This window comes from Aneurinibacillus sp. Ricciae_BoGa-3 (assembly GCF_028421645.1).
Lineage (GTDB): Bacteria > Bacillota > Bacilli > Aneurinibacillales > Aneurinibacillaceae > Aneurinibacillus_B.
On the sequence record NZ_CP116887.1, the window covers coordinates 2,469,187 to 2,482,619 of the forward strand.

16 protein-coding genes are annotated in these 13,433 nt (G+C 39.0%); 10 read left to right on the top strand and 6 right to left on the bottom strand.

Annotated features, from left to right (window positions below):
* The first annotated feature begins 39 nt into the window (after window positions 1-39).
* Window positions 40-198 (top strand): hypothetical protein, encoded by a 159-nt coding sequence (locus PP175_RS12525; protein ID WP_272443117.1) that lies wholly within the window; start codon window positions 40-42, stop codon window positions 196-198.
* Between the two features lie 212 nt (window positions 199-410).
* Here the strand turns inward: PP175_RS12525 and PP175_RS12530 are convergent, their stop codons facing one another.
* The 3 genes from PP175_RS12530 to PP175_RS12540 all read right to left on the bottom strand — a co-directional run bounded on the left by PP175_RS12530 (window position 411) and on the right by PP175_RS12540 (window position 2,783).
* Window positions 411-1,238, bottom strand: coding sequence for an NlpC/P60 family protein (locus PP175_RS12530; RefSeq protein WP_272443118.1), 828 nt, complete (start codon window positions 1,236-1,238; stop codon window positions 411-413).
* Between the two features lie 357 nt (window positions 1,239-1,595).
* The gene (locus tag PP175_RS12535; protein ID WP_272443119.1) at window positions 1,596-2,039 is read right to left on the bottom strand and encodes a hypothetical protein; all 444 of its coding nucleotides are present in this window, start codon (window positions 2,037-2,039) and stop codon (window positions 1,596-1,598) included.
* 315 nt (window positions 2,040-2,354) lie between these two features.
* A complete protein-coding gene (locus tag PP175_RS12540; RefSeq protein ID WP_272443120.1) occupies window positions 2,355-2,783 on the bottom strand; it encodes a hypothetical protein in 429 nt (142 codons plus the stop codon).
* Between the two features lie 393 nt (window positions 2,784-3,176).
* On the opposite strand from PP175_RS12540, the gene PP175_RS29940 reads away from it, so the two are divergent.
* The 3 genes from PP175_RS29940 to PP175_RS12550 all read left to right on the top strand — a co-directional run bounded on the left by PP175_RS29940 (window position 3,177) and on the right by PP175_RS12550 (window position 4,801).
* Window positions 3,177-3,320, top strand: coding sequence for a Fur-regulated basic protein FbpA (locus tag PP175_RS29940; RefSeq protein WP_442870468.1), 144 nt, complete (start codon window positions 3,177-3,179; stop codon window positions 3,318-3,320).
* A gap of 170 nt (window positions 3,321-3,490) precedes the next feature.
* Window positions 3,491-3,904 carry a Gp49 family protein gene (locus PP175_RS12545; RefSeq protein WP_272443121.1) on the top strand — a complete coding sequence of 138 codons (414 nt, stop codon included), beginning with the start codon at window positions 3,491-3,493 and terminating at the stop codon, window positions 3,902-3,904.
* Window positions 3,905-4,456: 552 nt separating this feature from the next.
* Window positions 4,457-4,801: a hypothetical protein gene (locus PP175_RS12550; RefSeq protein WP_272443122.1), complete on the top strand. Its 345-nt coding sequence runs from the start codon at window positions 4,457-4,459 to the stop codon at window positions 4,799-4,801.
* Between the two features lie 263 nt (window positions 4,802-5,064).
* Here the strand turns inward: PP175_RS12550 and PP175_RS12555 are convergent, their stop codons facing one another.
* A complete protein-coding gene (locus PP175_RS12555) occupies window positions 5,065-5,871 on the bottom strand; it encodes an IclR family transcriptional regulator (protein ID WP_272443123.1) in 807 nt (268 codons plus the stop codon).
* 149 nt (window positions 5,872-6,020) lie between these two features.
* Here PP175_RS12555 and PP175_RS12560 point away from each other — a divergent pair, with 149 nt between their 5' ends.
* The 5 genes from PP175_RS12560 (at window position 6,021) to PP175_RS12580 (ending at window position 10,820) form a co-directional block, all read left to right on the top strand.
* Window positions 6,021-7,055, top strand: a complete 1,035-nt coding sequence (locus PP175_RS12560; RefSeq protein ID WP_272443124.1) for a PdxA family dehydrogenase — start codon at window positions 6,021-6,023, stop codon at window positions 7,053-7,055.
* Between the two features lie 6 nt (window positions 7,056-7,061).
* The gene (locus tag PP175_RS12565; protein ID WP_272443125.1) at window positions 7,062-8,309 is read left to right on the top strand and encodes an aromatic ring-hydroxylating dioxygenase subunit alpha; all 1,248 of its coding nucleotides are present in this window, start codon (window positions 7,062-7,064) and stop codon (window positions 8,307-8,309) included.
* Between the two features lie 24 nt (window positions 8,310-8,333).
* Window positions 8,334-8,825: an aromatic-ring-hydroxylating dioxygenase subunit beta gene (locus PP175_RS12570; protein ID WP_272443126.1), complete on the top strand. Its 492-nt coding sequence runs from the start codon at window positions 8,334-8,336 to the stop codon at window positions 8,823-8,825.
* 191 nt (window positions 8,826-9,016) lie between these two features.
* The gene (locus PP175_RS12575) at window positions 9,017-10,375 is read left to right on the top strand and encodes an MFS transporter (RefSeq protein WP_272443127.1); all 1,359 of its coding nucleotides are present in this window, start codon (window positions 9,017-9,019) and stop codon (window positions 10,373-10,375) included.
* 82 nt (window positions 10,376-10,457) lie between these two features.
* A complete protein-coding gene (locus tag PP175_RS12580) occupies window positions 10,458-10,820 on the top strand; it encodes a polysaccharide deacetylase family protein (protein ID WP_272443128.1) in 363 nt (120 codons plus the stop codon).
* A gap of 52 nt (window positions 10,821-10,872) precedes the next feature.
* Here the strand turns inward: PP175_RS12580 and PP175_RS12585 are convergent, their stop codons facing one another.
* The gene (locus PP175_RS12585) at window positions 10,873-11,637 is read right to left on the bottom strand and encodes an IclR family transcriptional regulator (protein ID WP_272443129.1); all 765 of its coding nucleotides are present in this window, start codon (window positions 11,635-11,637) and stop codon (window positions 10,873-10,875) included.
* Between the two features lie 342 nt (window positions 11,638-11,979).
* Here PP175_RS12585 and PP175_RS12590 point away from each other — a divergent pair, with 342 nt between their 5' ends.
* Window positions 11,980-12,144, top strand: coding sequence for a hypothetical protein (locus tag PP175_RS12590; protein ID WP_272443130.1), 165 nt, complete (start codon window positions 11,980-11,982; stop codon window positions 12,142-12,144).
* Between the two features lie 115 nt (window positions 12,145-12,259).
* Here the strand turns inward: PP175_RS12590 and PP175_RS12595 are convergent, their stop codons facing one another.
* The gene (locus PP175_RS12595; protein ID WP_272443131.1) at window positions 12,260-13,153 is read right to left on the bottom strand and encodes a LysR family transcriptional regulator; all 894 of its coding nucleotides are present in this window, start codon (window positions 13,151-13,153) and stop codon (window positions 12,260-12,262) included.
* Between the last annotated feature and the right edge of the window lie 280 nt (window positions 13,154-13,433).

A 13,433-nucleotide genomic window follows, 5' to 3' on the forward strand; every position in this document is an offset into this window, starting at 1 on the left:
AACTAAGCCTCCAAAAAAATTTTGGAGGCTTAATTTGTAGTGGTTGAATGCAAAAAGAAGCAGGAAGTGGAAAGTAAAATAATTCAGATTGAGTGGTATTTTTCAATGGAAAAAAATTTACGCGTGGTTATAAGGCTGTTAGAAGTGTTTGCATTACTGGCGCTGTTAGCTAAAGTAATATCAATATTCGTTGGTTGAACCATTATTCTATTGGTCATTCGCTTGTTCATGTGACAACTGAAACCGTTTAAGTAAATGCTGATGTTAACTTTAAAACAGTGATAGAGGTGTGTCAAACATGGCACATCTGTTTTAAGGAGACTTATACGATAATGGGAATAAAGGCTGGTCAACAAAAAAGATGCGCCGGTTGGTTGGCACATCCTGGATTTTTTATCAATTACTTCACACTAGTTAATATAACGCCTTGCCCCTGCATAACAAGCCCCATAATAATCATCACCGAAGATGTATTCGATCTGAACACCGTTTTTTGGACCCGTATCTGCATTAATCATTTGATCGTTTCCAATATAGATGCCTACATGGGTGATAAAAGGACAACCATGTTCTTTGAAAAATACGAGGTCTCCTTTGCGTAATTGATCTTTTGTTACAGGGGTTCCAGATTGAAATTGCCAATTTGAAGTCCGAGGAATTTTAATTCCCAATTTATTAAATACGTATTGCGTCAATCCAGAACAGTCTAAACCAACCCACGGAGTTGTTCCTCCCCATACATATGGAAAATCAAATTGATCCTTTGCAACTGCGATAAGATAATCTGCTTTTGTTTCCCAATTAGCAGTTAAAGGAACAGAGGATGGAGCAGTTGGGATATTTAGGATCCATCCCGGAAATATGCGATCTGGATGTTTTACTTTTGGATTTGCCGTAATCAAGTAAGAAAGACTGATACCAAATTTGTTGGATATTTTCCAAAAAGTATCATCCCTTTGTACGGTATATGTTTTTCTGGATACTTCACTCGCCGGAATTAACCCCGTCATTGGTTTATGTCCGTTTGGAAGATTAATCATCAATCCCTTCCAGATATTCCTTGGATCTATAAGTGGATTAATGGCTCTCAAATCAGATACACTGACACCTGCCCGCTGTGCTAAGGAGAAAAAAGTATCCTTACCTGTTGATGTGTATTGATCATATGGAACTGCATAACTTGTTCCTGGAAATAACATGAGTAGTGACAAAGTCACGATAAAAAGTTTCATCTTCATATTGGTTCTCCCTATTTCATTACATTGCAGCATTATCTTGTACAAAAATTCCCCCGATCATGTTTGGGTATTTCAACCAAATCCGTTTTTTTCACGCACCTGGTCAGATAATTATACCAAGGTATTTAGTGCCAGACGTTGCTACAGTCACCAACAGAATAAAGGACAAAATAAACAGATGACTTGCGCATAAAAAAGACCGATTTCTCAAAAAGAATCGGCTGGAAAAGACCGAGCGACACGTACCCCTCTTGAAATCCCAAATATAATAATAAAACATACCTTGTACAATACCAAACTACACTTGTATGCCTATTGTAAGGGGTAAATAACTTAGGCGTGTTTTTATTTGTATAATCAGGTTTTCGATGAGGCGATAGTCTTATTTTTGTAAATAAAGATACCAGTAATCATTGGGATAATCATTGAAATTCCAATCGTTATCGCTTTGGCGTCGAACGATAATGATCCGAAAATAGCCACAAGAGTACCAATGAATCCAGAAATAATAAAAATAAATATAGAATAGGGATGTCCATTGGGTTCTGCATGGAAGAAGGCGTCCCATACCACATAGGTATAAAATGGAGGGTAAAATAAGGCGTATTGAAAATTAATGGTTTGGACAGCCTCCCGGTGAAAGCCACGGAAGTCCAAATATATTGCTTGGTTTAGATGTCCATAAATGTTGATGACGGACTCAATCAAGATAAATATCAGTCCCTTTAGCAATTGATCATTATACATTTGCCCTATACCAGGCAACGTAAGAGAAAGAAGGGCTGCTGCTAACCGTTTCAAATTCTCACCTCTAAGTAAGGAGCGGTCAATAATCGTGAATAAAAAGACGTGCCACTATGACACGTCTGCTAAATAGAGAGGAGCAATACCATAAACAGGGAGATTGCTCTGATGATATTCTGATGTTATTATGTACGAACCCTCAATAAATTATCCAAATATTGTACTCTTTCCTATCAGCCCCAAACATGTCGTCGGCGCCGGCTCCGGCTCCGGATCCAAAGATTACTGGAACTTTACCGGGGGCTACCGCGTTGGCAAAGGTGGCCGGGGTAGCAAAAATAATACCACCACTTTTAGACTTATGATATTGTATTACCAGCTACAGTGATTGATGCAGGAATCTAGGTATTGCATAGAAAAAAGTTCAGGTTTCTTCGTGTAATAATTGGCATAAAAATCATCATTTGTTTGGACGGTGAACTTGAGTTCGCCATGCTTAATAAAATAACAAAATCGCGTACCTTTTTTAAATTCGAACGTAGCAAGTTCCTCATGTTTCCATTCATTGTCCAAATTATTTCGCTTAAATTCGATTTCCTCATTAAATTGAGCATAGGTAGAAAGATCAAATACACCTAAATACCGGGTATCTCCTGCAATACAATTTAACAGCCTTCCCTTCATCCCTTTATAAATAGGGAATGATAAAGATTCCACCAGACAATCGTCAGTAAAGGTGACTTCTGGTTGTATGCCAAGCTGTACCAAATTATAAACATGCTCTCCGGTCATTTTCACCATTCCTTTTCATTCCTATCTGATTCTCACCTTAATTATATGCCGATCTAGCGGAGCGGATAGGTTTATTTGCTAGACAATTAACTACATAAATAGATGGTAAAAAAGATTGTTTTGTCGAAATTGACCTGATTTTGGTCCGGATGAGCAAATGTTCAAACTGGCGGATCCCCTTCACTATCATAAATACTTATGATGAACATTTTCCATCTTTATTTCTCTTTTAACTAAATCCTAGTTATAAGACGTACATTTCCGTCTTACTTTCAATTAAACTTAATAATTTTTTATTTGTTCAACATATTGTTGTAATATAGGTGACCTATAATTAAATCTGTAGGAAGAAGAAGCAATACCATATATAGAGGTGTATTTATGAATGATATAAAAAATAACATGCAAAAATATATCGACCGATTAATTCAGATGGGTATTTTCAAAATTAAAGGTCGCCAATTATATGAATGCTCAACAAAAGAAATAAAACAAGCTTTATACAACGCGTTATTCAATAAAAGGAATAAAAAGTCACATATTTAACAATCGAATATCTTAAGGAATAGACTCAAACCTGCTGCCCTTCATGGGTGGCGGGTTTATTTTATTTTGTCAAAATAAACATTAGAGTTAAATGAGAAAAAATTTAAAATATTCACTTGAATAATATCTTTTCAGATTTTATGATAAGTAAAAAATCAGGGAGGTATCAAATGACAGAACATGTTGAATTCGACTCCATCTGTCCTAAGTGTGACGGGATTAATCATGTAAGAGCGAGAGTGGGGGAACGGATGGTAGAAGTTCATTGCAAACATTGCACTCATGGACATAATTATCTTCATGTAGTTCATCAACATGTCATCGTTAAAGAGTATACTCCAGAAGAAAAGTTGAGGAACAAAATAAAGTCATTAATTGAGAACAAAGAATTTGCATTTATAGGTAAGCGGACGACGATATGTTTGTTGACTTTAAAAGGCGGATATGAAGCGGTAGGTAAATCTGCTGTAGCTGATGAAGCAGCATTCGATGAAGAAATAGGTAAAAAATATGCCTTCGAAGATGCGATGAAAAAAGCAATCATCGCCTTGGGTGCTTTTTTAAATAAAGAAGATTTAAAATAACAAAACGACCCGCTTACCCATGGTCGGCGGGTATCCCTCAACTATCACTTGCTCCTGAATGAATTTCATAATCTAGATTTGTCTCTTTGAAACCTTCCCCAATTCACTCACCCTTATTGCAAACATTTGTTCTTAGATATTACAACGATTGGTCGAGCGCAAACTAGGTTGGGAAAGGGTTATATTTCGGTTCTTTTTAAGATCCCAGAATCAATTTCTAATAAGCTCGGTTAGCACGCAAATTTATAAAAGATCAGACACATTTTTTTCATACAAATGCGTTATATTAAGAAAGACCCTAAACGATTCACATACATTCGCCCTAATACGCAGACAGATCTTTGTCTTTTACTGTATTTTTATAAATCTGGTCGAACGCATGTAAAAGATTTTATTCCAATTAGCCTAACCGACATCACTCTGACATATTATTTTTGTACTATGGGAACCATTCCGGTTCCATCAAATAAAGGTAATGTAATTAACCTACATATAAAAAACGATCTTTAGTAATTAAGGTAATGTAATTTAAAGAAATTAGGAGGTAATTGAATGTGTGTTTTAAATTTTGGTGATTTAAATGGTATAAAACGAATCACGGAGCTGAATGGACAACCCATTATTGAGGTCGTATCTGAAAAAGGAACTGAATCGTTAAGGGTTATTAAATTCGGTCACAGGGCCAGTGCTAAACTTCTAACGGTTAAAGAAGGGTCTGACCACCAGCAAATTGAAGAAAAGTGGTTCCCAAGAATTGAAGCAAATGGAGTTTTTGTTTTTATCAAAGATGATCAAGTACCTGAGGGGATTACATGTTTTAATACCCGTTACTTGGCTTTAAATTTTGCCCGGCGCTATCTTGCAAAACAACATAAGAAAACGCCTGTCAATAGTTGATTCTCATTTAGCAAAATGATAGGAGGCTTTTTTTATTTTGACTTCATACATACTTCAAGTGTAAAAAAGTATGTGCTTCCTGTGCAGAAGAATTAGCAAAAGCCGAATACATAAAATTCCCCCTCCGAATCACTACTTAAACAACATATAAACGATCAATCCCCTCCCAATCCAATAATGCTGGAATTAAACAAGATATCTTGGGAGGGGTTAGTTGTGAATTTAAGCGAATTATGGAAGTTGGATAAGGCGGATAAGTCAATTCAAGGTCCACCAAGTGTAGTAGTGGTCGATCTGACTCGTTCACGTGGTCGAAGTTGTTCAGAGATTAAGCGGCTGTAGTGTTTCATTTCATATACATAGGCTTGGATTTGTGAGTGGGAAAATAGATTTCGTGTTCCCGTGATACTTATGGCCGCAATAATTTGTTTGGTTATTTCATCGAAAATAGGGGCAGCCACTGAGTACATACCTAGCTTAAATTCTTCTTTGGAAAGAGCATATCCTTTCTCTGGAATCATATGTAATTCATTTTGAAGTGTTTTTTGATCGGTAATGGTATAAGAAGTGAGCGGTTGTAATTTTCCCGAGCAAACGCTGTCCCTTTCATTTTTATTCTGAAAGGCAAGTAAGACTTTTCCTGACGCGGTAGCATGAGCGGGCACGCGTTTACCCATTCGATTGAAAACTTTTGTTTCTTTGTCTTCCGGCAGTTTGAGTAAATACACAATGCTTCCCCGATCATACATCGCGAGTTGGATGACACCACGAACTCGATTCATTAGTTTATTTAGCAAAGGAAGAGCCACTTCACACACTTCGATATCGTTATAAACCACACAACCGATTTCAAAAGCCGTAATTCCCAGAAAGTATTTTCGAGTTCTCGGATTTCGTTGGACGATTTCCTCTGTACATAAGGTTTGCAAAATTCTGTATACAGCACTCTTGGATAAGCCTAACCGTTTACTTAATTCAGTAATCCCAAGTTCGGGTTCATCGAAGGAAAATTCCCGCATAATTCGTATGGCATTTTGAACGGAAGCAAGTAATTCGGGTTGTCCCATCATTATCCCCCCTTCTACTTTGACAAAAAAATGATCCCTTGTGTCGGATAGCGAAAAACACATATTTTCACTATTTAAATTGATTCTATAATGAAAATACAAACAATTCAAACAGTTAGTAATTATTGACACATCACACAAGGAGGCTAGAAGTGAAACGTTTGGCAAAACCCAGAATGGCCATTACGATCGGCGATGCTGCTGGAATTGGGCCGGAAATTGCCTTGAAGGCGTTACAACACAATGAGGTATATCGATCATGCCAGCCTGTATTGATTGGGGATTTGAATATTCTTTCCTTATGTTTAGAAAAGTTTCAACTACCTGTGGAATTGAATCCCATAAGCATGATGAGCCAAGCGGTATCAATTCCCGGCGTGATTGACCTCTTCCATGTGGACATCATCAATAGGGAAGGCTTCCAATTCGGCGCAGGCGATGCTATGACAGGCAGGGCGATGATCGAATATACAAAATTGGCCGTGGATTTGGCGTTAAAGAGTGAAGTGGATGTGGTGATCGGTGGTCCACATACGAAATCTGCAGCAGTAAAAGCCGGTATTTTCTTTGAAGGTTATCCAAGTTTGGTCTCCAGTCTCACAGGAACGAAGGAAGAAGAAGCTTTTTTGATGCTAGTGAGTGACCAACTCCGTGTGGTCAACGCCACTCTTCATGTTTCATTGAGGAAAGCGTTGGAACTGATCACGTATCCCTTGATTCTCAAGGCGATTCAAGCCACCCATCACGCTGGCCGAATGTTAGGGTTAGATCGCCCCAAAATTGCCGTAGCAGGTCTTAACCCTCATGCAGGTGAAGGAGGATTGTTTGGTGCAGAGGAACAAGAGGTGATTATTCCGGCTATAGTCCAGGCACAAATGGATGGCTTGGATGTCCAGGGGCCGTTTGCCAGTGATACCTTATTTGCGAATATTGGTAACTTTGATATGTATTTGGCCATGTACCATGATCAAGCCCATATCCCTATGAAAATGAAAGCGTTTAAACACATAGCGGCCATGACCATTGGAACTCCCATACTTTTTTCATCGATTGGCCATGGAAGCGCGCCGGATATTGCCGGCAAAGGAGTTGCGGATCCAACGGGTCTACTGAAAACCATTGAACTATTAAGTTGTGTGAGATCAGAAACTAGAAATTTCAGAAACGCTATGAATGAAGGGAGATAAATCAATATGACAACAGCAAAAGTAGACGAGAGGGATTGGTTGGTCTGGCCAGATGAGGGTGTAAGCCGGGTGCCATACCAGGTTTATGGAGATCCAACGATTTATAAAAGAGAAATGGATTTTATTTTTAGAGGATCGACGTGGAACTATCTGGGTTTGGAAGTGGAAATTCCGAACCGTGGGGATTATAAAACCACATTTATTGGAGATACACCCGTTGTCGTAACACGGGACATGGATGGGTCCATTCAGGCCTTCGTCAATCGTTGTGCACATCGTGGCGCTACGGTGTGTATGGATCAGTGCGGGAATGCAAAAACATTGACTTGTGTCTATCATGCATGGGTGTATGACATGAAAGGGGATTTAAAAGGTGTCCCGTTTAAAAATGGCGTAAACGGACAAGGTGGAATGCCCCAGGGATTTGATATGGAGAAGCTTTCCCTGCAAAAAGTAAAGGTGGATACCCATTTGGGTGTAATCTTTGGTTCCTTTGATCAACAAATACAATCGGTTCAAGAATATTTAGGGGAAAAGATGTGTGGTTATCTATCCCGTATTTTCAGTCGACCTGTCACCGTTCTTGGATATCAACGCCAGCTTATGAAAAATAACTGGAAACTTTACTTTGAAAATGTGAAAGACTCTTATCATGCCAGCCTGCTCCATCTATTTTTCTCAACATTTGGCGTTAATCGCTTGTCTCAGCGGGGCGGGATCGATTTGGACGAAACAGGTCGTCATCATGTTAGCTACACCTATGGAAGTCTTAATGAGGATCTCGAAGCTTATCGAAATTCGGATTTGCGTTCGTATTCTTCCAAGTATGAATTAAAGGATCCTTCCCTGCTTGTAGGCCGTAACGAATTCCCTGATGGCATTACTCTCGCTATTCAATCCTTATTTCCTAATATGATTGTACAGCAAATTCACAATGCCCTAGCCGTTCGCCAGCTCCTACCAAAAGGGGTGGATTCCTGTGAGTTAGTCTGGACCTACCTAGGTTTTGCAGATGATGATGACGAAATGACGAAAATTCGGTTGAAACAATCTAATTTAGTTGGCCCTGCAGGTTTTGTATCCCTTGAGGATGGGGGAGTAGGAGAGTTAGTTCAAAAAGGCATTGTTGGTGGAGAAAAGGAACAGTCGTTTGTCGAAATGGGAGGGACAAGTGTAGAAAGCCAACCGTTCCGGGCCACGGAGAGTTCCATTCGCGGCTTTTGGAAGAACTATCGAGAATTGATGGGTTATTAATAGAGAGGAGAGGATGAAAAGATTATGGAAGTTAAAGCTTTTAAAGAGAAAAGAGAAATCCAGGCAGAAATCGAGGAACTTATACATGCTTATGTACAGTGTATCGATGAAGATCGACTAGAGGAATGGCCTGAATTTTTTGCGGAAGATTGTCTTTATCAGATCATCTCCAGAGAGAATCACCAAAGAAATATGCCGGCTTCGATCATCTATTGTGATAGCAAAGGGATGCTGAAGGATCGGGTTACAGCACACCGTCAAGCGAACATTTTTGAATCGCATGTATACCGCCACCTGGTGAGCAGTATACGCATCGTTGACCAGGAAAGGGATGGCTATATGGTCCATACCAACTATGCTGTCTTCCAAACGAGGATGGATGGCTATTCCGAAGTATACAACGTGGGTAGATATATTGACAAAGTGATATTTGAAGGAAACAGGCCAAAATTTAAGGAGAAAAAGGTGGTGTATGATTCGTTGGTGATACCGACTTTACTCGTAACACCGATTTAAGATACAAAAAGGGGCACAAAGTAAGCAATTACTTTGTGCCCGTTCTTTCCGTCTCCATTGAAGGGCGGCTCGCCATCCCCTTCAAGCCGCATTTTTTAAGCTTTTTCACAACTTGAGAAAAAGAACGAAAGCATGTGAGATAGAGTATAGAGGATTCTTTAAATTGAAGCCCTGTAACAGGAGGTAATAGAGTGGAAAAAATAAAAAACGTTAGTTTGAACAGTATGATGGAAAAACTTCCCATGACCAGACAGCGGTACATGGTGCTCATCATGGTTGTTTTCGTCATGATATTTGAAGGTTACGATACGATGATTATGCCATACGTCATGCCTAAATTAGAACATCTATGGCATCTTTCCCCGTTGCAATTGGGATCCCTTGCCTCATACGGAGCAATCGGATTGTTAATTGGTTCATTGTTTTTAGGGCCAGTAGCTGATCGATTTGGACGCCGACCTATAATGATCTTTGGTCTTGTATGGTTTTCTGTTTTTACGGGTCTCACTATTTTGTCTAATAGTTACACTAGTTTTGCGATATTACGAATACTGGCAGGAATTGGAATGGGTGGAGTCATGCCAATTGCCGCTTCTTTAGCTGCAGAATACGCACCGCCCCATAGACGTGGCTTCTACGTATCTTCTGTTTATGCTGGTTTGATTGTTGGTTGGGTATTATCTGGTGTTTTGGCGATCCTTGTGGTTCCTTCATTTGGTTGGAGGAGTATGTTTTCTATTGGATTACTACCCATCCTTTACGCCATTGTTCTTGCACGTTGGCTACCAGAATCATTACAAATCTTGATTAAACGCGGGGACATACAGAAGGCTCGACAGGTCCTGCAACGCTTAGGTTATGCAGAGTATTCAAACAGCGTTGAAAATCTCAGGCTTGAAGCTATAGAGGATAATAATTCCTTGGCTCAAGTCAGTCTTTTGTTTAAAGGAAACATGGCCTTGACCACCGTGCTTTTATGGTTTACAACTTTTTTTACTCTGTTATTTATGTATGGGTATGCGAGCTGGCTTCCCACACTGATGGTCAAGGCTGGACATGGATTAGTGCGCAGTTACAGCTATGGACTTGTAGTCAGCATCGCCCAAGTTGCCGGAAATCTAATCTTAGGTGAATTAATGGATCGGTTTGGTGCCAAAAAGATTACCATTTATTATTTTGTTTTTCTGATTATTAGTATTGTATTGTTCGGAATGGGGAGCTCCAATGTGTATATCTATTTCTTAGGTGTATTAGTCGGATTATTTACGGCAGTTCAAGCTGGGATTAATACAATTCTAGCTAAGATTTATCCAACAAATGTGCGGGCAAGTGGAATTGGTTTGAACGCTGGAATTGGAAGGCTTGGTTCGATATTTGGCCCGATCGTAGTAGGATGGTTAGGGGGCTTTTCTTTAAATCTTGAGGGTTACATGCTTTCCTTTGCTGTTATGGCTATTCTTGCCATGCTTGCTCTCATACCGACACGTGTTCATGATTATTCTTCCATCCCCAGTCAGGCAGGTTATGTACCAAAAAGTGAAAGCGTTTAATAATCCACTATTGGTTGTGAGAAGTAACATTGTTTATCCTGCCCATTCCCATCGATTATGATATTGGGTTTCAATGGAGGGTGTGAGGGGGACCGCGGCTTTTAATTCCGATGTCTGTGATTTCTATCCGCAGATTATTCAAGCGGGACAAGAATTAGACTGGGAATGGATGGGGCACGGAACGTCAAACTCTTTCTTCATTAACAATTTAGAAGAAGAACAAGAACGGGCTACCATTCGGAATGTGTTAGATACCATTGAAAAATCAACAGGAAAACGGCCCAAGGGATGGCTCAGCCCGTCTTTAAGTGAAACATTCAATAGAATCGAATCTTTACACAAGACACTGAACATGGTTATCCAGTCATTATTAAAGCAACTTCCGGCGGTGCGGTTGGGGCATGCGCGCAGCCAAGAGGAGTTTTACGTTTTAGGAGACACTTAGAAATGCAAATAACCCGGTGAACGTACACCGGGTTATTCTACGTATCAAATTTTCAGTAACCAAGCCGATCAGAGATTTCTTTGGCTGCATTTTTCACTTTATTGATGAGGGTAGTATTGTAAGGATTCATTCGATGGGTAGGCCCTGTTACGCTGATGGCGTAAACCACTTTTCCGGTATAATCGCGGATAGGTGCTGCTACCGAGGTGACACCTTCTCGAAACTCCTCAATACTGATGGCATATCCCTGCTGATTTATGGTATTTAGGGCAGAACGAAAATCATCAGGATCGGTGATAGTGCTAATGGTATATTTCTGCAGCCCGCTTTCAATAAATTGTTCAATAAGGTCTTTCTTTTGGTATGCAAGCATCACTTTTCCGGAACTGGTACAATGAAAAGGGTTTCTTCTCCCTGTGTGAGTTAAGATTTGTACAGGATGCTTACACTCCACCCGTGTTAAGTAAACGACGTCCATCCCTTCTAACACAGCGATAGTCGAGGTTTCCTCAACCTCGTCCACTAATCGCTTAAGAATTGGTTGTGCTTCTCGATTAATTTCTAGATTAGATGTCACGACGGTATTTAAACTAAGAATGGACAAACCTAAACGGTATTTCTGTGTTTCGGGGTCTTTAATCACGAATCCTTCACTAGCCAGGGTTGCTAATAAACGACTCACGGTGCTTTTACCGATTCCTAATGAATTAGCTAGGTCTGTTACTTTTTTTTCTGGTTCATCCAATGAAAAACTCCGCAATAGTCTGAGTGCATTTTTTACCGATGATAATAAATATTCTTGATTTTTATTTTCCATCGCTCGTTATACCTCATCAAATGTTTGTTGTTTATAGAAGAAAGATGATCTTTTATAAGCTACAACTAATATACCACGGATGTTATATAAAATGAATATCTATTAAAAAGGGAGGACAACACAGATCACAAAAGATTAGCAAAAAAAAAATGGGATTCATTTTCCAATAGATTGATAGCACATTCGTACAATTTGACAGACGGGAAGATTACTATGGACCAACTGACTGTTTAGGTGACACAAGCCAAGGTGCTTCATTTCCAGTGGGATTTTGGTTTTGTTTTTTTGGTACAGAAAACGTGATTTCATAAAGGGAAGAAATAAAGGTTGGAGGGTGAATCGATGTTCCAAATGACGGAAGAAGCGAGGAAAGAACTGCAAAAGAGGAACCAGTCTCGTCCATCAAAACAACTGGTACGATTACAAATGCGCGTGCACTACTTCCGTAACAAAAAACTTGATTACCTGGCTGATAAAACCGGGTTTAAACAATTTGATATGGTATAAATAAAAGGATGGACCGGGTGTCCATCCTTTTTTCTTATGTGCCCCTTTTTTCATGGTCAACATTAAAGTGAACCAAAGGAGTATGGGTGAGATCCTGAAATTTGTTTCTATCAACTTAATATTTCGAGAACAAATTTTTCGACGTTTCAATCATCGTATCTTTTATTTTTTGGTCTACCGAAGGATGGAAAATTAAGTAAATCGGTGTAGAGGGAAGTGACTTGCGAAGATTAAGTTTTACAAGTGTTCCATTATTGAGTTCTTCCCGAACGATAACCTCTTGTAAAAAAGCAATTCCCATCCCTTTTCGAACCATCATTTTTAACCAACCGATGTTGCTGATTTCGATTTGCTGATATTCTTTCAGTTGTTTTTTTTCTAGAAATTGTTCTACTATTCGTGTGGAATAAAATTCTTTGTTGTATACAATAATCCTTTGATAAGATAAATCGGACGTTACAACCTTTTCTAATTTTGTAAGGGGATGATCAGGTGCACAAACTAGAATGTTCTGTTCGTTTGCAATTTTGATCATGGAGACATCTGGATAGTTTTCTTCCACCTGAATGTAACCGAAACCAACATCGACTACACCGGTTCGAATATCTTGCATGATAAGATCAGTTGTACTGATTTTAACTGGGAATTCAAAGTTTGGAAAACAATCATACAAAACGTTGAGTACTTCCGGCATGATTTCGACCCCCATATGATTGGGGCAGGAGATTCGTAATATCTTCTTCTGAATAGGCATTTCCCTAAGTTCACCGTAAGCCTTTTCAATAAGTTTGAAGGCTTCTTGGAAATATGGTAATATTTTTTCTCCAGCTTGCGTCAACTGTACCTTTCTACCGTTGATCCGTTCAAACAATGGAGAATTCAGTTGCTGTTCGAGCTGTTGGATACGAACGCTTATGGTCGGTTGACTAATATATAAAGCCTCTGCAGCTGCAGAAAAACTTCCCTTCTCCACAATTTTTAAAAAAGCTTCAATGTTCTTTAATTGCATAAGGGCGTTCTTCCTTCTTTTTGATGTTTTATACTTTATTAATTATATTAATAGGTTTTATAAAAACAATCAATTTGTAAAATTTCGTAATTTTAACTAATCTAAATATAAATAATAAACACAAACTTCTAAAGTGTTATTAAGGGTGGTGATTCAATTTAGAAACAAAAGCTTCATGTGAACATGGAAGACAAATGCTAAAATGGCTTCACAATGTAATGAATTGTTTAAAGACAAATGTAAGCGCTACAAAAAGTGACAGACAACTGTCAACTATTTA